Source organism: Paenibacillus sp. CF384 (assembly GCF_900106745.1).
Classification (GTDB): Bacteria; Bacillota; Bacilli; order Paenibacillales; family Paenibacillaceae; genus Paenibacillus_Z.
The window spans coordinates 21,566-42,678 of the sequence record NZ_FNNV01000010.1; the positions used below are offsets into that span (position 1 = coordinate 21,566).

Sequence of the window (21,113 nt, forward strand, 5' to 3'; positions counted from 1 at the left end):
ACTTGGCAGATGGGGAGAGAACTGAAATGGATGTTATTGTTTCTACATTGTTATTGTTGTTCCATGTCTTAACCGGATCTGATGCGCAAGCAGGCGCGCAATCCGCATCAACCCACCAACTGCTAGCTACAATGCTAACTGCACCTAATTCGCAGCAGCCGAATGGTCCCGGAGGTTCCACACAGCCTGGTACAGGTGCAACAACGCCAGGTGATGCAGGCTCAGGGTCAAGCGCAGGTACCGAGTTCGTCAAGCATGATCCGCAGCCGGACGCTCCTGAAGTGAAGGGCATTTATGTAACGGCTCACAGTGCCGGCGGCGCTCGCATGGAATCGCTGCTGAAGCTGCTCGATGATACCCCGCTAAACAGCATGGTCATTGATTTGAAGGATGATAACGGCTACATTACCTATCCCACCACCAACCCGGAGCTGCTCAAGCTCGGCAAGCCAAAGAAGTTTATCAGCAATATCAGTCAAACAATGGAACGTTTGAAGAAACATGACGTGTACCCAATTGGACGTATCGTAGTATTTAAAGATACGGTGCTAGCCAGAAGCCATCCCGAGTATTCCTACGTGCGAAAGGACGGGTCACTTTGGGAGAATGGCAAAGGGGACAGCTTCGTAAACCCTTATATGAAGGAAGTATGGGATTATAACGTTGCGATTGCAAAGGAAGCCGTGAAGCTCGGCTTCAAAGAAATCCAGTTCGACTATGTCCGCTTCCCAGAAGGCTTCGAGAAGAAAGCCGATTCCCTGAAATTCTATAAGAACAAGGATTCACGAGTAGATACGGTTGCTGCTTTCGTGAAATATGCGAAGTCCCAACTTGAACCATTAGGTGTACGTGTCTCGGTAGATATCTTCGGTTACGCAGCTTCGGTGCCAGCCGCGGAAGGAATCGGACAAGATTTTGTGAAGATCTCGAAATATGTGGATGTTATCGCACCAATGATTTATCCGAGCCATTACAGCACGGGCTGGTTCAAAGTGAAGGATCCGGACAAAGATCCTTATGCAACCATCAAAGGCGCCATGGTAGACACCCATAAGAAGCTAGATCCGATCGGCTCTTACAAACCGATCATAAGGCCTTGGATTCAAGACTTCACCGCAAGCTGGCTCGGCAAAGGGCATTATATTAAATACGGCAAAGCCGAAGTAGACGCGCAGATTAAAGCCTTACAGGATTCCGGCATTCATGAATATTTATTATGGAACGCGAACAACCGTTATACGGCGGACGCCAAATTCTAAATGATAAGCAAAACGCTCTGCAAGCCGCGCTCGGAACGAATTCCGAAAGGGCTGCAGAGCGTTTTGCGTATAATAGCACACGATACTACTTACTTACGCAGCCTCGCTGCCAATTGCAAGAAGTACGGTACTGTACGGTGAACGCGGGTTACGACATCGACGGATGACGGAGTACCGTCAGCTTCGAATTGACGTGCCGCGCCGCCGATGGAGATCCATTCCGGACAGTTGATTCCGTGCATGTTGCGAACCATGGCCTGCAATTGAGTAAGCGAGCTTACCCCGACTGCGCCGCCTGCAGAACAGATAGAGAGAACGGCTTTGCTGTCAAAATGATCGCCGCCTAGGAAATCAAGCGCATTCTTCAACACGCCGGAGATGCTTCCATGATATTCAGGCGTGCTGAGCACAACAGCGTCGCTGTGTAACACCGATTCACGCAATGCCGCGAGGTTAGCATTCGAATCCTCGTGCGTGCCGTAGAACGGCAGCGGCTGCTTATACAGGTCGTATACAGTAACCTCGTGACCTTCCGATTCTATAAACTTCCCGATATATCGGGACAATTTGGTACTAGTCGATTCCGGACGATTGCTTCCCGCGATAATTGTAATGCGCATAAATATTCCCCTTCCAATTTCTACTTTACATACATAATAGTATGTTTTGTATAATTGGTCAATAAAGGAATTTACGATTGAGGAATCAGGTAACCCGAACCGACTTCGGTCCGTTTCTTCTCCACGATGGCAACCGATTTCAGAACAGGCATCTTGATATAATGACGGGCAACATGGCTCTCTACGAACGAGAATGCTTTCTCATCCGTATCCGCCAGCAGAATCAGATGCGCCGAGGTATCTTCCATTTCGATTTCGATTTTGTACAAGAACATCCTAATCGCCTCCTAATAGAAAAGCCTTATACGGCAGTCATTCAGGTCCATTCTCCCCGGCAGACGCGCATATAAGGCTATAAGTTCATTTATTGCGATAAACGAAGAGCCAGGTTGTAGAGATCCATGTTGAACGGTTTCTTCGTATTGACTACTTTATCGATGTCTGTCACTACGAGCTCACCGCGGATAATACCGCAGCCTTTGCCTGAGTCGCCTTCCATCAGCTTGCGAACAGCGAAGTCGCCCAGCTGGCTGGCAAGAATCCGGTCATTGTGCGTTGGCGTTCCGCCGCGCTGAATGTGACCAAGAACGGTAACACGAGGCTCCATACCACAACGCTCCGTGATGCCTCTACCGATTTCTTCACCGCTTGCCGCGCCTTCAGCAACAACGATAATACTGTGACGTTTGCCGGAGCTGAAGTTTTCTTTCATGCGGTTTGCGACTTGATCCAGATCAAACGGCACTTCCGGTACGATAATGGTTTCTGCGCCGCTTGCCAAACCGGCATACAGAGCAATGTCGCCGCAATGACGGCCCATAACCTCTACGATCGAAGAACGCTCGTGCGAAGTCATCGTATCGCGAAGCTTGTTGATTGCATCCACGACGATGCTGACCGAAGTATCAAATCCGATGGTGTAGTCGGTAAACGGAATATCGTTGTCAATCGTGCCCGGCAATCCCATTGTTTTGATGCCCAGCTTGCAAAGCTTGTTGGCACCTTGGTAGGAACCGTCTCCGCCGATGACGACTAGCCCGTCAATTCCGCGCTCGCGCAGCACTTCTGCACCCTTCTGCTGACCTTCCGGCGTCAGAAACTCTTTACAGCGAGCCGTTTGGAGAATCGTACCGCCGCGCTGAATAATATCACCTACGCTGCGAAGATCCATTTGACGAAGATCATTATTAAGCAGGCCTTGATAGCCGCGTTGCACACCATAAACTTCAAGTCCATGATATAAAGCACTGCGAACGACAGCGCGTACCGCCGCGTTCATCCCTTGGGAATCTCCACCACTTGTAAGAACGGCAATTGATTTGACTGCTGACATTGCAAATCCACTCCTCTTTCATCTTTATCTGTGCTTTCCGTATTCATAGCATTATTTGAATTGACGCAATCGAATAACAACGCTGTTGCCCCAGAAGAATAACCGCGTGAGCGGGCTCTTCTTCATGAGCCGCTTCGAAACGAGCTGCACATCCTTCTGACCCCGCACTTTGGGATCGGACAGATATAAGGCGAGCAGACCTTCGATTACCATGCGGTGAAACTTCGGAGCAGGCAGCCCGCTCACATCTCGGCGCGCCCCTTCAACGATGTCTCCGATTCGTGTCACTAATTCGCTTTGATTGGAATAGTAATTGCAGAAATTCAAGTCTCCGCCTATCCGATCCTCTTCTTGGTCGATCAAATAATCTAGCATAATATGAAGACCGCAAACATGGGGGAAATAGCCGTTACGAACTTGCAGCGCTTCTTCACTGCCGCAGCCTTCATCAGAAGCGGCAAGAAACAGCATAAACATGCCCAGTGTCGAGCCTGTCGCCGCACCAAACTCGTTCCACTTAAAATTCGGCGCAAGGTGACGATGCTGCTCCCACCATGCGAGCAAAGCCGGCTCGCGTCTCTCTTTGACAATATGTTTGTGAACTTGCAGGTCACCATATAGTCCAACAAGCTCTGTTACATAAGGCTGCACAGCCGAATAGGAAGGCAGTTTCCTTATACAGGCTTGACATGTACGAACGAGCTCATGCAAATAGCCCCCGTCGTCGCGCTCTGTCCGCAGTGCATAATAATCACGCAGCGGCGCGTTCGGGTCTACGGCATCCAGCATCGATTGATGAAGCAGTCGAAAATCATCTGCATCCAGCGATGTGCTTCGGTCACACAGGTTGTCCAAATAATCACTTATTGTCTGTAAAGCAACGATGAGCGGTACGAGTACATCCCTTCGCTGCAGGTTGGCGGCGGCGTAAATGCCTCCTCCTTCACAATGAAACTGCTTGCTCGTCATACTGGCGATCGCTTGTGTCCTTAGTTCGTGGTCGGGAATTTGCTCGGCAATAACACGCAATCTTGCGAGTTCGGCTCTAACTTCCGGCAATACATATTTGTAAACCCGGTACATTAATCGAATTGGCGTTTGCGGCATTTGGCGGGCCAAAGTTGATAGTTGCATCGATATGCGCCCTCCTTCTTCCACTCCGCTTGTTAGGAATGGCGCTTATTTTCAATTTCTTGATTCATTCGATACCAGATATGTAAATCATTAATCCGGCTTGCCAGCTCGGCAATATCGGAGTTAATGGTACATGAACGCTCAAAGTTCTCTTCCTCAAACAGCTGAATTTGCTTTACGTTAATTACCGCTTCAAATGCGATAACGCGCTCAGGTATCGTCCCGCGAATGATCTCCCATTCTGTCACAATGAACGTACGTTCCTTTTCACTGTACATGTCCCACTCCTGATGGAGGGCCGGAAGCGGGATTCCAAGCCGATCATTCCAACTAAAAAATTGGTTCACGTCTCAAAACCTCCATCAAATAATGTACCATTTCATAGAGTACAAATCCAGCGCGAAAACTTGTTCGCCATATGCTATACTGAGGTACATATCGCTTGCAAGGAGAACGAACTATGGGGAAACAGCCAGGCTCTGTGTCGATGAGACAGCTATGGCGTTTTTTTTTGCCGCTCGGACTTTCAGCTTCTCTCGTAACTATTTCACATGTCATTATCAATAGTACACTGGCACATGCTGCCAATCAGAAAGTCGTCATTGCCAGTTATGCCATCGCGATGAGTCTGCTTATCATTACGGAACGGCCGGCCGTCTTGCTGCGCCAGACATGCTCGGCACTGGTGCGCGACAAGCAATCCTTCCGCGCGATGCTGCGGGTTGGCCAGCTAGTATTTGCGGCTATACTGGTTCTCGGCATGATTATCTGCTATTCGCCGCTCGGCACTTGGATATTCGGAGGATTATTCGGCGCAGATGATGAGCTCGTTCCGCATATCCTGGATGTCTATCAAATTCTCATGTTCGTCAGTATTTTCTCAGGCATCCGCTGTTTATATCACGGCGTCATCATTTATAATTTACGCACCAAATGGTTGACGATCGGCATGGCGCTGCGTCTTGTCGGGATGTACGGCATTTCCCTCTATTATATGAATAAAGGGGTCACGAGCGGTACGGTCGGCGCTGTCATTTTCCTAGCCGGCATGATGATTGAAGCATTGGTGAGTTATCTGGAAGGTTCTTCGCTGGTCAAGCAAATGCCCGAGAAAGTAGAACAGCATGCCGTACAGAACTTCAGGCAAGTCTTCTCCTTCTATCGTCCATTGCTGCTCTCTACATTAATTGCGGTCTGGATCGGGCCATCCATCAATATCATGTTGGGCAAAACGAGCGACGCCGCGCTGTCCATTGCATCCTTTGCGCTTGCAGCCAGTCTGGTACAGCTCACTTTAAGCTTCTTTACTTATTTCCATCAAATTGTACTTAATTTCTATAAAATCGATCCCAAAGCCGTCCGAAAATTCACGCTGCTTCTAGGCTTCATTCCAACGCTGCTTGTCGCTCTTCTCGCATTCACGCCGGCAGGCGACTTCATAGTCGGCCATATCATGGGCGTAGAAGGAAAGCTGAAATCGGAAACGCTTCGTGCGATGCAGCCTTTCGTCCTGCTCGCACTGGCATTGCCGTGGCTGGATGTCGGCAACGGTCTCATCATGGTGCGCGGACAGACACGCATCATATTAGGCTCGCAATCCGTGAATCTAGTGTTCACGGTATTAACCTCTATTCTATGTATTATGCTCACGCCGGGCTGGAATGGTGCAATCGGTGCATGGGCACAATCCATTGGAGTAGCAGCAGAATGTCTGTTCATCGCTGTCGCGATCAAACGGGTCGGACATGCGGACAAAACCATGTCTAAGACAGGCATCAGATTTGGAGTGAAATGATCTTGGGTTCTAAGTCTAAAGAAGTGTTCATGCTGCGTTTCTTTATGTACGTTATCTACACTACGCAAGCGCTAGTCGTTTCCTACTTTCCGCTCTACTTCATGGACCGCGGCTATACAGCTGGTCAAATTGGCATTATCTATTCAACCGGACCGATTATCTCGATATTCGCGAACATCATCTTCGGTACGGCAAGCGATCGCTATCGTACGATCAAGAAAATAATGACCCTTCTCATGTTCGGACAGTTGGTCATGGTTTCACTGCTCTTCACGACAGATGCGTTCGTTATGGTCTGCTTCATTATGCTGGCTTTCTATTTCTTTCAGACGCCTGTCAATCCGCTGAGCGACAGCCTGATTCTGTTATCCAGTCAATTTACTTCGAAGCCATATGCGCTCATTCGAGTATTCGGTTCGCTTGGCTTTGCATTGTCGGCTTTCCTGGTTGGTCAGCTGCTTAAGGTAACTGGCACGCAAATTACGATTCCACTTGCTGTGGGCTCAATCACTCTCGCCCTGCTGCTTTCCTTTACACTTAAGGATTATCAGGGAACGAAGCGAAAAATCGAATTTGGCGGTTTCCTGAAACTTATTCGTAAGCCAAGCATCCTCAGCTACTTCGCGATCGTTCTCGTCGTTTCCGTAGCGCACCGGATGTATGAAGGCTTCCTGGCTGTGACACTGAGGGAAATGGGAGCGGACAATTCACTCGTTGGCATTGCCTGGATGGTGTCCGCCATAAGCGAAATCCCTGTCCTCTTCCTGCTCGGCAAGTACGGACATAAATTCAAAGAGCTTCCTCTACTGGCTATAGCCAGCCTGATGTACGCCTTGCGCTTCTGGCTGATCAGCGAAATTACAGATCCGATCTGGATTATCCCGATTCAGGCGATGCACAGCATAACATTCGGGATCTACATGGTTACGGCGCTGCGGTATTTATCTTCCATCATTCCCGATGAGTTCCGTTCCTCCGGGCAAGCCGTTTATGCGATTGTCTGGAGTGGGTTTGCCGGTGCAATCAGCGGAACTGCCGGCGGACTGATCTTCGAGCAGTTCGGCAGAACAGCCTTCTTCCAACTGGCGATGACGCTGGCACTGGTCGCATCCATTGCTTTCCTTGCGAAGCATTTCATCAATCGCGATGCTTAACGGACACAACAAACAAGCCCCCTCGCAGTTTCATCTGCGAGGGGGCTTTGCTTCATATCTATTCTTCGTCTGACAGCTCGAAGTTGACGTAAACGTCTTGGACATCCTCGTTATCCTCGAAGGCATCCATCATCTTCTGCAGCTTCTCGGCATTCTCGCCTTCTGCTGCGACCGTGTTTTGCGGCAGCCACTGGACGCTCGCCGATTCAAACTTATGACCAAGCTTCTCAAGCTCCGTCTTCACCGCCTCGAACTCATGCGGATGCGTAATGACTTCGAAGCTTTCCTCGTTGACGATAACATCCTCTGCTCCGCCTTCCAGCGCTTGCATCATCATCGTATCCTCATCGGTGTCCAGCTCTTCGCGGTCAATGACGAGCAGTCCTTTCTGGTCGAACATATAGGCCACGCAGCCGCTCTCGCCCATGTTGCCGCCGCGTTTATTGAAGATCGAACGCACATCGGCAGCCGTGCGATTCCGGTTGTCCGTCAAGCAGCGGACCATGATTGCCGTGCCGCCCGGGCCGTATCCTTCGTACATGATTTCTTCGTATTCCACACTATCATTGGCTCCCGCAGCCTTTTTGATGGCGCGTTCAATGCTGTCCGTCGGCATTTGCTCGGCGCGAGCTGCCGCGATCGTATTCTTCAATGCAAAATTCGACTCCGGGTTCGGTCCGCCTTTGCGTGCATGAACGTAAAGCTCTCTGGCCAGCTTAACGAATTTATTATTTTTAGCCTGATCGGCCTTCCCTTTACGGTCTTTAAACAATTTGAATTTCATAAGCTCTTATTCGCTCCTTAGCAGAGGTAAAATAATTTCCAATCAACAGTTTATCATCTTGTCCATGTTAAGGTCAAAGGCTCACAACCAAATAAAAAAAACCCGACAACATCATGTCGGGTTCATCTATAGCGTTTACGTATGAGAAGCTTCCCGGCGGAAGCTGCATAGCTTACAGTTTGGTAACGTTTGCCGCCTGCGGCCCGCGATTGCCTTGTGTAATATCGAACTCTACGGACTGACCTTCATCCAGCGACTTGAAGCCTTCGCCTTGAATTGCGGAATAATGTACGAACACGTCCTCGCCATTCTCTACTTGAATGAAGCCATAGCCTTTTTCTGCGTTAAACCATTTAACTGTTCCTTTCAAATGAACAACCTCCTAAAAATGAGCGCGACCGTGAAACCGGGCGACTTGCTTTAGTATACACGCGACGGAAGTGGTTTGCAATCAAATATTGACAAAAAGGACAAGTTATGGTAATAGAATTTATGGTTACTTGACCAGTTTCTTCGCAATCGTCGCTCTGATTTCATTCAAAAGGGCTACTGAAGCATCAATTTCAACTTTTCTTGTTGATACACTCTCTACGCTGCACCCGAGCGGAATCCCCTTCTCCAGTCCGAAATCGAAAATTTCTTCGAACATGCGATGGGACAGCGTGACGGATTTATCCAGAATGTCTCTGGAATGCTTCAAATCATTTTCCAGCCATTTCGGGATGCTGATGCCAAGCCATTTCATAAATTCCAACGTCTTCGGCGAACCGCAAGGCGCAAGATTGATTAAGATCGGGACCATATCGATTTCCTGATCTCTGCAGTAATAATAATAATCGGACAAGAAATTCTTCGTCGCTTCAATATTGTAGGTTGCCTGTGAGATGAAGAATTGACAGCCGCTGTTCATTTTGTCAACCACACGAAGATGCTCGTCGTTCTTCATCGTATGCCTTTCGGGTATCACGACACCACCGAAGCTGAGGTTCGGGTCCATGCGCTTACTCAACTCATAAGCCTCCGGAAGACGCATGCTCGTGGCCTGCTTGCTTGATGAGGCTCCCACATATACGGAGAATCGGTCTTGATCTGTTTCTGCCTGCAGCCATTCCGAGAACTGGTTCGATGAATAGTTGCCTACACAGCGATAAATGATTTTGGGAACCGATAATTCACCTAAGTACTCCTTGCTGTATTTCGTGGGATCCACTGTCCGCAGAAAAGGAAACGGCCGATCTTGATCGATGCGATCGCTCTCCTCCTGCACGTCATACAAGATTAAGCCATCTATGTGTAAACCAGCCAGTCGCTCGATTTGCTTCTGAGCGATTTCGGCGATCTTATCCGGCGTATGCGACTCTTTAGGCGGTGTCATGCCATATGTAATGATGCCCGGTTCTTTTCTGACAATTCTCTCTCTGAGCAAGCTATCCACTTCTCCACTTCCTTCGACTATAATTCACAAGCTGTTCGATCGACCTCATAGGTAATTCGCGAACCAAATCCATTTCTCCTTTTCTCCCCTTAAAGCCGCTTCAGCTGACAGCATGAGACCATGAAATATTTGATTTCTACCCTATTTTATGGCTATCATTGTATGAAGCATCAAGCTATTTACAGAGAGGGATGGTCCTTATGTTTAAGAAGGTTCAAATTTATAAAACAGATAAATACAATATGTTGAACGTTGAAGTACAAGGCAAAACACTCATTGTACGCGAAATCAACGATCAATGGGGCGAAGAATGCCACACGTTCGTGAGCCGCCCGGAAATGCTGCACTGGGCTGAGAACCGCTTCCGTCCATCCGATTTCTCCGGCCGCGAAGAAGAGCTCACAGCCATTATGGAAGCCTTCAGATCGGTTTAAATTCGAGGCTTGCATGCAGGAGGAAAATTCATCCTGCGTATCGAACATAACCATGTATCAACCTGCATAGGTTGTGCGGAGGGGAGCTACATTTAGGTGGATAAGACATCTACGATTATATTCATCATTGCCGCTTTTTCACTCGGAATCGTCATCATCATGCAGCGGAATAATATTCCGCCCAGCTTGCGCAGAGGACTTGCCATTGCAGCGATCGTCTTTATTGCATTTGCTTTTTTCCTGATCGTGTACAGTTTGACAACGATGGGGACATAAGGAACCGCCTGCCGGGTCAAACTAGAGTCACAACCTTTCAGGGAGCGTGACTTCTAGCGTGAAATGGCTGCCGATTCTATTATCGCTCTCACTGCTGCACTCCAGTCAAGCTAACGTCCTGCAGCGTGAAGCACCCCATTCTGCTGATTCCGCCACATCTACCAACCATCATGCGAGGAGGGTTCCCATGAACCAAGTACCAAAACGTTCCGAAACCGCAGCTGAGCACCGCTGGCAGCTGGAGGACATTTTCGCGGATCAATCCGCATGGGACAAGGAATATGCACAAGCGAAAGAGCAGATGAAGAAAGTAGAAGCTTATCAAGGAAAATTAGCGGACCCTGCGCAGCTCAAAGCTTGCTTCGAGCTTGAGGACGAGCTGTCTCTCAAAGTAGAACGACTCTACGTGTACGCGAACATGAAGCATCACGAGGATACGGCAGAGCCGGGCTTCCAAGCACTCTCCGACAAATCGAAGAAGCTGAGTGTCGAAACCGGCGAAGCGCTCTCGTTTATTACCCCTGAGGTGCTTAGCCTCTCGGATGAAGCGCTCCAAAGCATGATCAACAACCCGGATCTCGCGAAATACCGCCATACGTTGGAAGAAATGAGCCGCCAGAAGGCGCATGTGCTCTCCAAATCCGAAGAAGCGCTGCTCGCGCAGGTCGGCAACATCAGCCAAGCTCCGGGCACGATCTTCAGCATGCTGAACAACGCCGACATGAAATTCCCGAAAGTGAAAGACGAGAACGGCGAAGAAGTTGAATTGTCCCATGGTCGTTACATACAGTTTCTTGAGAGCAAGAACCGTGAAGTGCGCGAAGGTGCTTTTAAAGCGATGTACGACACGTACGGCAAACTCAAGAACACACTCGCTTCCACGCTTAGCGCCAATGTAACGAAGAACTTGTTCTATTCACGCGCTCGCAAGTATCCTTCTACGCTCGAAATGTCGCTCTATGGAGACAACATTCCGAAGGAAGTGTATACGAATCTTATCGGCACCATTCACAAGTATCTTCCGCTCATGCATCGCTACATGGAGCTTCGCAAGAAGTTGCTGAAGGTTGATGAGCTCCATATGTATGACCTGTTCGCTCCTCTTGTAGATGAGTTCAAAATGGACATCACCTTCGAGGAAGCGAAGAAAACCGTCAGCGAAAGCTTGAAGCCGCTCGGCAGCGATTATTTGTCGGTCCTGCAGGATGGTTTCGATAAGGGCTGGATCGACGTCTACGAGAATGAAGGCAAACGAAGCGGCGCATATAGCTGGGGCGCTTTCGGCACGCACCCGTACGTGCTGCTCAACCACAAGGATAACTTGAACAGCATGTTCACGTTGACGCACGAGATGGGCCATGCGCTTCATTCCTACTATTCCGACAACAATCAGGATTACCGCGACGCGCAATATACGATCTTCTTGGCCGAAGTGGCCTCGACGCTCAATGAAGCGCTGCTCATGGATTACATGCTGAAGAAGTCGACCGATCCGAAAGAAAAAATGTACCTGCTGACCTACTATGCGGACCAGTTCCGCACAACGGTCTTCCGTCAAACGATGTTCGCTGAATTCGAGAAAATCATTCACGAGCGCGCAGAGGAAGGCGAGTCCTTGACGCCGCAGGAGTTCAGTAAAATTTATTACGACCTGAACAAGCTGTACTATGGCGACGGCATGGTCATCGATAAAGACATCGAGATGGAATGGGGACGTATCCCGCATTTCTACACCAGCTTCTACGTGTACAAATACGCGACGGGCTTCTCCGCAGCTACCAGCTTCTCCAAGCAGATTCTGGAGGAAGGCGCTCCTGCGGTTGAGCGTTACCTCGGCTTCCTGAAGAGCGGCGGCAGCGACTACTCCATCAATATCTTGAAGAAAGCCGGCGTCGATATGTCGACACCGGAACCGATCGAGCAAGCGATGAGCGTGTTCGAACAATTGATCGAGCAAATGGAGCAGCTGACTTCTTAAGCTGCCCTAGTTATAAAAGAGAAAGAGCAGCCGAGCCGGCTGCTCTTTCTCTTTGCGCAGTTATTACGGCTGGGACGGCGTCCGCAGCGAAGCAAACAATTCGGTCGCTTCAGCGAACGAAGCCACAGCGCCGTCCAAGCGCTGAACGAGCTCTTCATCCAGCTGCAGTCCGCCGGCTTCCGTCTTCTTGATTTGTGAATCTACGGCATATACGCCTGCAGAGACATGTCGCGCATATAACGCCGATAGTACCGGTTTAAGCGCATAATCGATCGTTAGCAAATGAGCAATCGTACCGCCAATGAACAGCGGCAGCACTACCTTCCCTTCCAGACCGGTCTGCGGCAGCAAATCCAGATAGGTCTTGAGCACACCTGTGAATGAAGCTTTGTACACCGGACTAGCTACAATGACCGCATCTGCATCAGTGATCTGCTTATTGGCATCTTTAATCGCGGGGCTGTCCCAGCGGGCTAATATGAGATCTTCTGCCGGTAGCGAGGCTACATGCAGCGAGCTCACTTCCCAGCCGAGCCCTTGAAGCTTGGCTTCGGCGTAATCGGTCAAGCCATTCAAACGAGATATCGGATTCGGACTTCCTGAAATAATGACTACTTTCGGCATTGCTGCTCACACTCCCGATATATAGGCTAAATTTAGCTTGCACTGGCAATCCATCTTATGGGATTAGTATACTAACACAATTCCGATATGTAAACTATGAATAGAAGAAAAATAATCCGGGAGACTTGCCTCTACCTCTACGGTAACAGGCAATCTTCCCGGATTGCATCCCATTATTTGGCTTCAGGCGGGTACAGAATGATGCGGCCTTCTTCCATCTCTACCCGCACTTTATTCTTCTCTTTGAATTCATCCGCTTGCAGATACGAAGCCGGGATTTGCAGCCTCCCTGCTTTATCGATAACGGCATATTCCACATGGCTTTCTTCCGCTTCGAAGATACTGCCGTTCGCAAGCGCCGCAAGTTCTTCCGCATACGATTGCCGTCTGATGATCTCAGAAGATGTTTTGCCGTCGCGGATCGCTACGACCCGGTCAACCTTACGCGCGAGCAATGGGTCATGCGTAACGATAACAATCGTGATGCCCATTCTGCTGTTCAGTTCCCGGAACAGGTCCAGAATTTGATTGGACATGCGCGTGTCGAGCGAGCCTGTCGGCTCATCGGCAAGCAGCAGCTTCGGTTCGTTCGCGAGCGCTATGGCAATGGCTACCCGCTGCTGCTCGCCACCAGAGAGCTCGCTTAGCCGGTTCTTAATACGGTGGCTTAGACCAACCGCCTCCAGCAATTCAAGCGCGCGCAGCCGTTTACCTCGGCCTTTCAACAGAATCGGCAGCTCCACGTTCTCCAGCGCAGTCAAATACGGAATCAGGTTGCGCGCGTTGCTCTGCCATACGAAACCTACCGTCTCCCGTTTGTATTTGACCAGATCGCGTTCCGTAAATTTAAGCAAATCCTTACCGTCCACAAGCAGCTTACCGGCGGAAGGGCGATCAAGTCCTCCCAGCATGTTCAGCAGCGTAGATTTACCGCTGCCGCTGTTGCCGATAATCGCCATCAGCTCGCCGGCCTCAACATGAAGGTCAAGCCCTTGCAGAGCTACGACCTCCAGATCATCCGTCTTATAAATTTTGACAAGCCCGTCGCAATGAATCATGTTTTATTCCTCCCCAAGCTTCAGCGCTTGCGTAATTTTCATACGCGAAACCCGAATGCCGAGCACCGCTAGCCCAATTGTCAGCATGACGCCTACGACGCTGTACAACTGCACATAATCGCTTAGCTGACGGACAATTTCGAATGGCGGCACTTGATCCGAAGCGTTGAAGGACAGCTGGAACAGCGGAACGAACTGACTGCTCACCTCATTGCCGATCAGTACCCCGAACAGGATGGCGGCGGCTGAAGTTAACAGCTGTTCACTTAGCAGCATGCCGATAATCTGCATAAACGAAATTCCCATCGCTCGTAAAATACCGAATTGCAGCGTCCTGCCCGATAACGTAAGCACCCAGAACAAGAGGAAACCGAAGAAGCTGATCATCATCGATATAACGAAGCCGAGCGTCATCACACCGTTAATCGCCAGTCGGAACGGATCGTTCTTCGAGCGGATCAGCAGCTGATTGGCATCCACCAGCTTCTCAACCGGTATTTGCTTCTTCTCGAGGTCAGCGTATATAACCGAGCTCGTTGCGTTTTCTTTCAGCTTAATCCATACCTCGTAGGGTTCAAGCGCGAGATGGTTCTGAATATACGACAGGTGACCGACAATTAAATTCGGCAGTCGCACATTCGGATCGTCCTGGTTGCCTGACTGAGGCAGCGGATTCCATCCCGGCCAATAATCGATAATCCCGTATACGATGAAATTCGCATTGTCGAGCCCTGCCCACTTAGCAGAGACCGGGTCGCCCGGTTTGACCTTGAATTTGTCAGCGATGGATCTGGAGATGAGCACCGCCTTTGGGTTACTGGCAATCAGGTTCAAGTAGCTGTTGATCGGGTACTCCAGCAATCCTCCGCGCATCCATGCGACTTTACCGAATTCATACGTATCGATTCCGTATAGGGATGTCCCGCCATTCTGCCCATTAGCTGAGAAATTGGCATCGTCCTTGCGGAACACACGCGCTGCCGTATCCACGCCGGCCAGCTCCGTCATCGTAATGAACGAAGGCTCCGTATACGTGACAACCTTCGGAGTTTGAACCGCTCCCGCATCATCCGCATTAACCATGGCCGGCATACCTGCCGGCGCCGGAGGCGGCTTGTCGTTATCCCAGTGAACGGACAATTGGATATCCGAACCTGTCGTGTATTGAATCTTATCTTCCATATTCCCGTTAATCGTACGTGCTGCATTGGCGCTGAAGAGCCCCATTGCCACGGTCATGATAAGGAACACTTTGATTGTTAAATACTGCGAAGATGATCGGCTGATCTGCAGCAGGGTGGAATACAGCGCAGGTGTCCACCATCTACGCCCGATCCAGAATACCAGCTTAATCAGCCACGGATAGATCCGAAGAATGAATAGACCTGTTCCCAAGCTGAAGATTGCAGGCATAAAGAACAGCAGCGGCTCCATCTGGAGCGCGTTCGGGTCCAGTGCGAGTGCCTTCAAATCGGCCATCCGATTGTTAAAGCCATATAACATGTAGACCGCAAAGCCAAGCAACAGAATGTCTATGCCTGTTTTGTGCCAGAATGACATTTTGTTGGAGCGCGCCATCTGCTGTTTATGGCCGACAATTGAAATACGCGTTGCCAAGAATGCCGGAACCAGAATAAGAATAATGGAACCAATAACGGCAGCACCGGCAATTCGATAAGAGGTGCTGTTCAGTACTACATCCAGCGAGGAGCGCTGCACGAACTCCAAGAATCCGCTTGAAGCCCCTAAAATTTTGGTGAAATAGACGCCTATGAATGGGCCAACCGCAAGCGCCAGTATACCAAGCAAGAGGCTTTCGACCAGAAAGACGAGCATAATTTGCAGACGGCTTGCGCCGCGGCTGCGCAGTACGGATATCTCTGTCTTCTGCCTATCAATAATCAGATTAGCTGCCATGTACAAGTAGAACGCAAGCATGAACATGACCGGTGAATATAAGGACCAGAGCATGATGTCGAGCTTGTCTTTCTTTACCGTATAGGTAGCAATCGAATTCTTAGCCGGCATGTCCACTGACGAAATGCCAAGACGCATGTTGAAATAATTGTTCATGGCTGTATATTGACCCAAATACGTATCGATACGGTCGATATTCATCTGTTCATAATTGAGCGAATACTGCCAGGAAAGCACAGAAATTTTCAACAAGCCTTGGTTCTCAATGAAATCGCGGTTGAACTGCTTGAACGGAATATAGAAGGACGTATTATACGACTCCACATTGAACTGATCATACGCATTGTCCTGTTTCGACTCCACGATTCCTACCGGAATGATGTGCAGCTGCTGACCTGTATCCTTATTCGTATACACGAACTCATGATCAAGATCACGCTTAAGATCAATGATGAACTTCTGCGTAACAAGCGCTTCGTAAACACCGTCGCTGCGACTCGCATCGGGCATCCGTCCGTCAATGAGATGCACCCGCTTCTCGATATCCGAGACGGTACGAAGGCTTCCCGTTACGCTCATTTCTTTCTTCTCACGTTCGGAGGCATCGACAGGCAGTATCTTGAAAGACTGCGTTGCCCTCGACATGATATACGATTGTGTATCCAAGCCAAGGCGCTGCGGCGCATTGTACATATACCGATCCGCTTTGCCGATCAGACTTCTGATTTCGTCAAAATTTCTCGTTCCGGAAACCGAAGTAGAGGCTCTTAAGGAGCCCGGATAGACGTTCTGATCCTTCTGAAGCTGTTGAAGCTCTTTAAATAACGTACGCTGCAAAATCGCATGCGAGTATAGCGGCATGGAGCTGAACAGCGCTACGCAGATCGTAAGCCCAAACCATAAATTAAGCTGCAGCCAACGATTCTTCGCCATTTTACGAAAAATCATCGTCCAGATTGCCATCGGTTCACCTCTTCTCTTCTCAGGAGCTGAAATTAGTTATTCAGGATCACTTTCATGCCCGGATCTAATCCTTTGACGATTTCGACTTCAGTTGAAGTCATAATCCCCGGCTGGACGTCGATTTCTTTGCGGCGGTCGCCATCCAGCGCTTGTACGTAGGTGCGTCCCAAATAAGTACGCAGGCCGCTCCGCGGTATGACAACGACATTGTCGCGTTTCTCGAGCACGATATGAATGTCGATTGTTTTGCCGAGCTCGAACGTCTTGTCCGGTTTGTTGATGGCAATATAGAGCAGCCGCGTATTGCGATCGTCGATTTCTTTGTTTAACGTAATCGGTGCATCCGAAGGGGATTGCAGCACTTTACCCTCTAATTTCTTATCGCCCACTTTAATCTGGACGGCCATGTCGCGTTGTACGCCGGCAATTTGCTTCGGATCCTCGGCCGTGTAAATCAAGTAAAGCTGCGTCGGGTCTGCTACAGACACAAGCGGCGTATATCCGTTCAGCCCATCGCCCGGCGACTTCGTGTCCAAATAAGATACGATCCCGTTGATTGGTGTCGTTAATTTCGCGGACTCAAACTGATCATTCATCGAATCAAGCAACAGCTGTTCCCGCTCCAGATCGATCTCCTTCATGCGCAGATCATTACCGGTAACACCGCTTTGCTTCACTCGGAAATACTCGATCTGAGCACGTTCCAGGCTTAGCTTCTGCAGCTTCACGCGAAGGTCCAAATCCCCCATATCCAGCTCGGCCACCAATTGTCCAGCCTTCACTTCATCACCGAGCTTCACGTGAAGCTCCTTCAATCTTCCGCTTTCCTTATAGAAGAGGGGCACATTCTTGCTCGATGCAACTACAGCCGCACCGGAGAAGCTCCTCTCTATTGTCGCCTTCTTCACTTCGATGGCATCTACCTTCTCCGCAGCAGGCTGCACAAGCGGCGGCTGCAGGACAACTTGCTTCTGCGGCAGAAGCGAGCAGCCGGATAGCAGCGAAGCCGCGACCATTACGACGGCAGCCTCCTTGACGAACGATCTGCGGCGATGTTTACGCGTTAGGTTCTGAGACAATCTCTCCATCCTCCAATGCAATAACATGATCGACGATTTCCATAATCCCGGGGTCGTGTGTCGTCATGACAACGGTCATTCCCAGGTTCTCCACAAGGTCGCGGAATACTTTAATGACCTGCAGCCCCATTCGGCTGTCCAGCTCGGCAGTAGGCTCATCCGCCAGCAGTAGAACCGGTCTATGCGCAATTGCTCTGGCAATCGCAACACGCTGCTGTTCTCCCCCCGAGAGCTCGGGCGGGCGATGCTTCATACGGGATTTCATGCCAACCCACTCCAACGCTTGTTCGGCGCGTTCCTTATGCAGCTTCGAATCGCTGCCTGCGATGCGAAGCCCAAACTCTACATTCTCGTACGCGGACATAAGCGGAATAAGGCCGAAAGCTTGGAAAACAAGGCCAAGGTTCGTTCTGCGCCAAGTGCTGCGCTGCTTCTCGGGCAATCTGGAAATAATTTGACCGTTAAAATAAACGTCGCCTTCTGTCGGCTGATCCAGCGCTGCCAGTAAATTCAGCAGCGTCGTCTTGCCGGAGCCGGAACGACCTTTAAGCGCGATCATCGAGCCCTTGTTAATCCTCAGGTTAATATTCTTGACAGCGGTTACAGAATTGTCACCGCGGCCGAATACGCGTTTCACATTATCCGCTTGGAGCAGCGGAAGGTTGCTGGCAATCGGCGATTCCGCCGTATGGATCTTCACGTGCGGCCATTCTCCTTCCCGAATCTATGAATTCGTTTTCATTTCGATCTGTAAAAATTTTCTATTAGAGTAAGAATACTAGTCGACACCTAGGCTGTCAACCCGAAAAACCACTCGAATTATACACAATTGCATCCAAAAACGTGAACATTAGGTTGATTATAACTCGTTCAACATCCATTGGGATAGTCTTAATTCAGATCGCGCGCCGCAGGGAGTTTCTAGAAAAAGGCGCAGCCTATGATTAGCGCCAGCAAGCCGGCCAGCGCCGAGGATGCGAAATTCACCGCGTCGTTGGTCATCCGGGCGAAGCCGCGAATCCGCTGCACGGCGTCGCTGCTGCCGCAGTGCTCGGCGCGCTCTGTTTCGCTGCCGCATATCCGGCAGCGGTACATCACTTGCACGGTCGCGCCGAGCAGCGAATCGGCGAAGGCACCGGCCGTGCCGGCGCAAGCCGCGGCGGCGAGCAGCGCGCCCGGCGTGACGCCCGCGGGCGCAGGCGGCGCGGCGTGGAGCAGCGCCGCTGCTGCGCCGATGAAAGCGGCGCCGGCCAGCGCGGCGAAGCTGCCAAGCGGCGTGACCCCGCCGCTCGTGCCGGGCGCGACGCGCCGCCCGCTAAGCAGGGCACGCGGAGCGCGGCGGCTGAGCGCGCCGATCTCCGTGGCCCACGTATCCGCGTTCACGGCGGCCATCACGCCGACGAATGCGTATACCCAAGCTGCCGCCGGCCAGATGGCATGCCCCGCGCACAGCAGCAGCCCCAGGCCGCCATTGGCCCACACCTGAGCGGCATCACGGCGGCCGCTCTTGGCATACTTCGCTTCGGCGGCCTGCTTAGCGGAATGTCTTCGCTTCCATTTGGACCACAGCGAAGAGGATAAGAAGAATGCCAGCAGCGCGCCGAACCATAGCGGTCCGCCTAAAGCCACATAACCCGTCCCCATAACGGCAGCCGAAACAGCCCCGCTCCCCGATAAGGAGCGGAGCCGATAGGCTGCCAGTGCGATAGCCGTGCTTCCTACGATCCCCGCTGCCAGCCGCGCTATATCGGAACTCCAAATATCGATCATCGTTTCTTTCACGCTCCATACTCCATTTTTTACATAAGCTTAAGCAGGATTCAATAAAGTTTTGTTGAATTGTTACCGTCGAAGAATATACTTTTTTGTCATTTAAGGAGCGTTCGATTGCATATGTATGATCGTCATCAACGTCATGATGAAAGTCCCCCACTGTCTGATGCCGCTAAAGAACGGACGCCGGAAGAGCTGCTTCGTATTATATTTGATTATACCGCCAAAATCGGCGGAGAGCGAAACCTAAAGAGCGTACTCCTGCTTATGGCCAATATGGGCCGCGAGATGATTATGGCAGATCGATGTACCGTGTGGCTCATCGACCATGCCCGTAGAGAACTGTTTACAACCATCGCCCATGGCGTCAATGAAATCCGAATTCCGCTCGGTACCGGCTTTGTCGGCCATTCCATCGAGACAGGCAATTATTTATTAATCGACGACGCTTACAGCGATCATCGTCATAATGACGAGAATGATCGCCGTACCGGCTATCGAACGAAATCGGTGATCACCGTGCCATTCGTCGGCAATGACGGAACGATAATCGGTGCTTACCAAGCCATTAACAAGCTGACGCCGCAAGCTGCCTTTACGCAGCGCGACCTCGAGCATTTGAAGTTGGCAGCCTCCTACGCCGGCAAATCGCTTGAATCGGTTATTCTCCATGAGGAAATCGTCGCGACGCAGCGCGAAATCATTACCGTCATGGGGGAAATCGGCGAAAGCCGCTCCAAAGAAACCGGCAACCACGTCAAGCGGGTAGCGGAATATTCCTACTTGCTCGCCATCGGGTACGGACTACCTGTAGAAGAAGCTGAATTGCTCAAGATGGTTTCGCCCATGCATGATATCGGCAAAGTGGCCATTCCCGACTCTGTCCTGCTCAAGCCCGGTAAGCTAACCGAGGAAGAGTTCGATCAAATGAAGCTGCATACCGATATCGGCTATAATCTGCTCAAATCCTCCAGCCGCGAGCTGCTCAAAACAGCAGCAATCGTCGCCTATCAGCATCACGAGAAGTGGAACGGCAAAGGATACCCAAGAGGTATCGGCGGAGAGGACATCCATCTCTACGGTCGGATTACAGCCATTGCGGACGTATTCGACGCGCTCGGCAGCGAGCGCGTGTACAAGAAGGCTTGGGAGCTTGAACGAATTCTGCAGCTATTCCAAGAGGAACGCGGCCATCATTTCGACCCGAAGCTGGTTGATGTCTTAATGGAGCAGCTCCCTGCGATTCTGGATATTCGAGATCGCTTCCGCGATACATAGTCATTTGGTATAAATAAAACGAAGGTGGTAGTGCAGAGACACAGCTCAGCACCACCACCGTCAGATTGTAGAGAAACCCCCGTTTTTTCAAAACGGGGGTTTCTTTTTTTAAAGCCGTTTGCACACTTACCTTCGCAATAAAATGTTGCGAAATAAGCAGCATTTCATAGCCAATAGAGCTTTATCAGCGGAAATGTTGCGCATTATGCAACAAATATC

At 50.4% G+C, this 21,113-nt stretch carries 21 protein-coding genes; 7 read left to right on the forward strand and 14 right to left on the reverse strand.

All coding sequences use genetic code 11. From position 1 onward, the window contains the following. Nucleotides 1-26 precede the first annotated feature (26 nt). A complete protein-coding gene (locus BLW29_RS16955) occupies nucleotides 27-1,259 on the forward strand; it encodes a putative glycoside hydrolase (protein WP_090981700.1) in 1,233 nt (410 codons plus the stop codon). Nucleotides 1,260-1,348: 89 nt separating this feature from the next. On the opposite strand, the gene BLW29_RS16960 is transcribed toward BLW29_RS16955, so the two are convergent. From BLW29_RS16960 to BLW29_RS16980, 5 genes are all read right to left on the reverse strand, one after another. Further along, on the reverse strand, nucleotides 1,349-1,879 hold the full coding sequence (locus BLW29_RS16960) for an NADPH-dependent FMN reductase (RefSeq protein ID WP_090981703.1): 531 nt from the start codon (nucleotides 1,877-1,879) through the stop codon (nucleotides 1,349-1,351). A gap of 71 nt (nucleotides 1,880-1,950) precedes the next feature. Continuing rightward, nucleotides 1,951-2,154 carry a DUF3906 family protein gene (locus BLW29_RS16965; protein ID WP_090981705.1) on the reverse strand — a complete coding sequence of 68 codons (204 nt, stop codon included), beginning with the start codon at nucleotides 2,152-2,154 and terminating at the stop codon, nucleotides 1,951-1,953. Between the two features lie 89 nt (nucleotides 2,155-2,243). Continuing rightward, the gene (gene pfkA / locus BLW29_RS16970; protein WP_090981706.1) at nucleotides 2,244-3,212 is read right to left on the reverse strand and encodes a 6-phosphofructokinase; all 969 of its coding nucleotides are present in this window, start codon (nucleotides 3,210-3,212) and stop codon (nucleotides 2,244-2,246) included. Between the two features lie 51 nt (nucleotides 3,213-3,263). Then, nucleotides 3,264-4,346: a tetraprenyl-beta-curcumene synthase family protein gene (locus BLW29_RS16975; RefSeq protein WP_090981708.1), complete on the reverse strand. Its 1,083-nt coding sequence runs from the start codon at nucleotides 4,344-4,346 to the stop codon at nucleotides 3,264-3,266. A 32-nt stretch (nucleotides 4,347-4,378) separates the two neighbouring features. Continuing rightward, complete coding sequence (locus BLW29_RS16980; RefSeq protein WP_090981710.1) at nucleotides 4,379-4,693, reverse strand: hypothetical protein; 315 nt, start codon at nucleotides 4,691-4,693, stop codon at nucleotides 4,379-4,381. Between the two features lie 113 nt (nucleotides 4,694-4,806). Here BLW29_RS16980 and BLW29_RS16985 point away from each other — a divergent pair, with 113 nt between their 5' ends. Together BLW29_RS16985 and BLW29_RS16990 are read left to right on the forward strand one after the other, a co-directional pair. Further along, complete coding sequence (locus BLW29_RS16985; protein ID WP_090981712.1) at nucleotides 4,807-6,141, forward strand: multi antimicrobial extrusion protein MatE; 1,335 nt, start codon at nucleotides 4,807-4,809, stop codon at nucleotides 6,139-6,141. Between the two features lie 2 nt (nucleotides 6,142-6,143). Next, complete coding sequence (locus BLW29_RS16990) at nucleotides 6,144-7,295, forward strand: MFS transporter (protein ID WP_256208691.1); 1,152 nt, start codon at nucleotides 6,144-6,146, stop codon at nucleotides 7,293-7,295. 58 nt (nucleotides 7,296-7,353) lie between these two features. Here the strand turns inward: BLW29_RS16990 and BLW29_RS16995 are convergent, their stop codons facing one another. The 3 genes from BLW29_RS16995 to BLW29_RS17005 all read right to left on the reverse strand — a co-directional run bounded on the left by BLW29_RS16995 (nucleotide 7,354) and on the right by BLW29_RS17005 (nucleotide 9,514). Next, nucleotides 7,354-8,079, reverse strand: coding sequence for a YebC/PmpR family DNA-binding transcriptional regulator (locus BLW29_RS16995; RefSeq protein ID WP_090981716.1), 726 nt, complete (start codon nucleotides 8,077-8,079; stop codon nucleotides 7,354-7,356). Between the two features lie 172 nt (nucleotides 8,080-8,251). Continuing rightward, nucleotides 8,252-8,449 carry a cold shock domain-containing protein gene (locus BLW29_RS17000; protein ID WP_090981718.1) on the reverse strand — a complete coding sequence of 66 codons (198 nt, stop codon included), beginning with the start codon at nucleotides 8,447-8,449 and terminating at the stop codon, nucleotides 8,252-8,254. Between the two features lie 126 nt (nucleotides 8,450-8,575). Further along, complete coding sequence (locus tag BLW29_RS17005) at nucleotides 8,576-9,514, reverse strand: methylenetetrahydrofolate reductase (protein ID WP_256208692.1); 939 nt, start codon at nucleotides 9,512-9,514, stop codon at nucleotides 8,576-8,578. Nucleotides 9,515-9,714: 200 nt separating this feature from the next. Between BLW29_RS17005 and BLW29_RS17010 the strand changes: the two genes are divergently transcribed. The 3 genes from BLW29_RS17010 to pepF all read left to right on the forward strand — a co-directional run bounded on the left by BLW29_RS17010 (nucleotide 9,715) and on the right by pepF (nucleotide 12,202). Next, a complete protein-coding gene (locus BLW29_RS17010) occupies nucleotides 9,715-9,948 on the forward strand; it encodes a hypothetical protein (protein WP_090981720.1) in 234 nt (77 codons plus the stop codon). Nucleotides 9,949-10,044: 96 nt separating this feature from the next. Further along, nucleotides 10,045-10,224, forward strand: a complete 180-nt coding sequence (locus BLW29_RS17015; protein ID WP_090981722.1) for a hypothetical protein — start codon at nucleotides 10,045-10,047, stop codon at nucleotides 10,222-10,224. 187 nt (nucleotides 10,225-10,411) lie between these two features. Then, on the forward strand, nucleotides 10,412-12,202 hold the full coding sequence (pepF, locus tag BLW29_RS17020) for an oligoendopeptidase F (RefSeq protein ID WP_090981724.1): 1,791 nt from the start codon (nucleotides 10,412-10,414) through the stop codon (nucleotides 12,200-12,202). A 63-nt stretch (nucleotides 12,203-12,265) separates the two neighbouring features. On the opposite strand, the gene ssuE is transcribed toward pepF, so the two are convergent. From ssuE to BLW29_RS17050, 6 genes are all read right to left on the reverse strand, one after another. Then, on the reverse strand, nucleotides 12,266-12,826 hold the full coding sequence (gene ssuE, locus BLW29_RS17025; protein ID WP_090981726.1) for an NADPH-dependent FMN reductase: 561 nt from the start codon (nucleotides 12,824-12,826) through the stop codon (nucleotides 12,266-12,268). 173 nt (nucleotides 12,827-12,999) lie between these two features. Beyond that, a complete protein-coding gene (locus BLW29_RS17030) occupies nucleotides 13,000-13,884 on the reverse strand; it encodes an ABC transporter ATP-binding protein (RefSeq protein WP_090981728.1) in 885 nt (294 codons plus the stop codon). Nucleotides 13,885-13,887: 3 nt separating this feature from the next. After that, a complete protein-coding gene (locus BLW29_RS17035; protein ID WP_090981729.1) occupies nucleotides 13,888-16,764 on the reverse strand; it encodes an ABC transporter permease in 2,877 nt (958 codons plus the stop codon). Nucleotides 16,765-16,796: 32 nt separating this feature from the next. Continuing rightward, nucleotides 16,797-17,843 (reverse strand): efflux RND transporter periplasmic adaptor subunit, encoded by a 1,047-nt coding sequence (locus BLW29_RS17040; RefSeq protein WP_177186685.1) that lies wholly within the window; start codon nucleotides 17,841-17,843, stop codon nucleotides 16,797-16,799. Further along, on the reverse strand, nucleotides 17,821-18,543 hold the full coding sequence (locus BLW29_RS17045) for an ABC transporter ATP-binding protein (protein WP_256208693.1): 723 nt from the start codon (nucleotides 18,541-18,543) through the stop codon (nucleotides 17,821-17,823). The genes BLW29_RS17040 and BLW29_RS17045 overlap by 23 nt, the downstream gene beginning before the upstream one ends. A 221-nt stretch (nucleotides 18,544-18,764) precedes the next feature. Beyond that, complete coding sequence (locus tag BLW29_RS17050) at nucleotides 18,765-19,613, reverse strand: DUF92 domain-containing protein (protein ID WP_090982056.1); 849 nt, start codon at nucleotides 19,611-19,613, stop codon at nucleotides 18,765-18,767. Nucleotides 19,614-19,736: 123 nt separating this feature from the next. Between BLW29_RS17050 and BLW29_RS17055 the strand changes: the two genes are divergently transcribed. Further along, complete coding sequence (locus BLW29_RS17055) at nucleotides 19,737-20,894, forward strand: HD domain-containing phosphohydrolase (RefSeq protein ID WP_090981733.1); 1,158 nt, start codon at nucleotides 19,737-19,739, stop codon at nucleotides 20,892-20,894. Nucleotides 20,895-21,113: the final 219 nt, after the last annotated feature.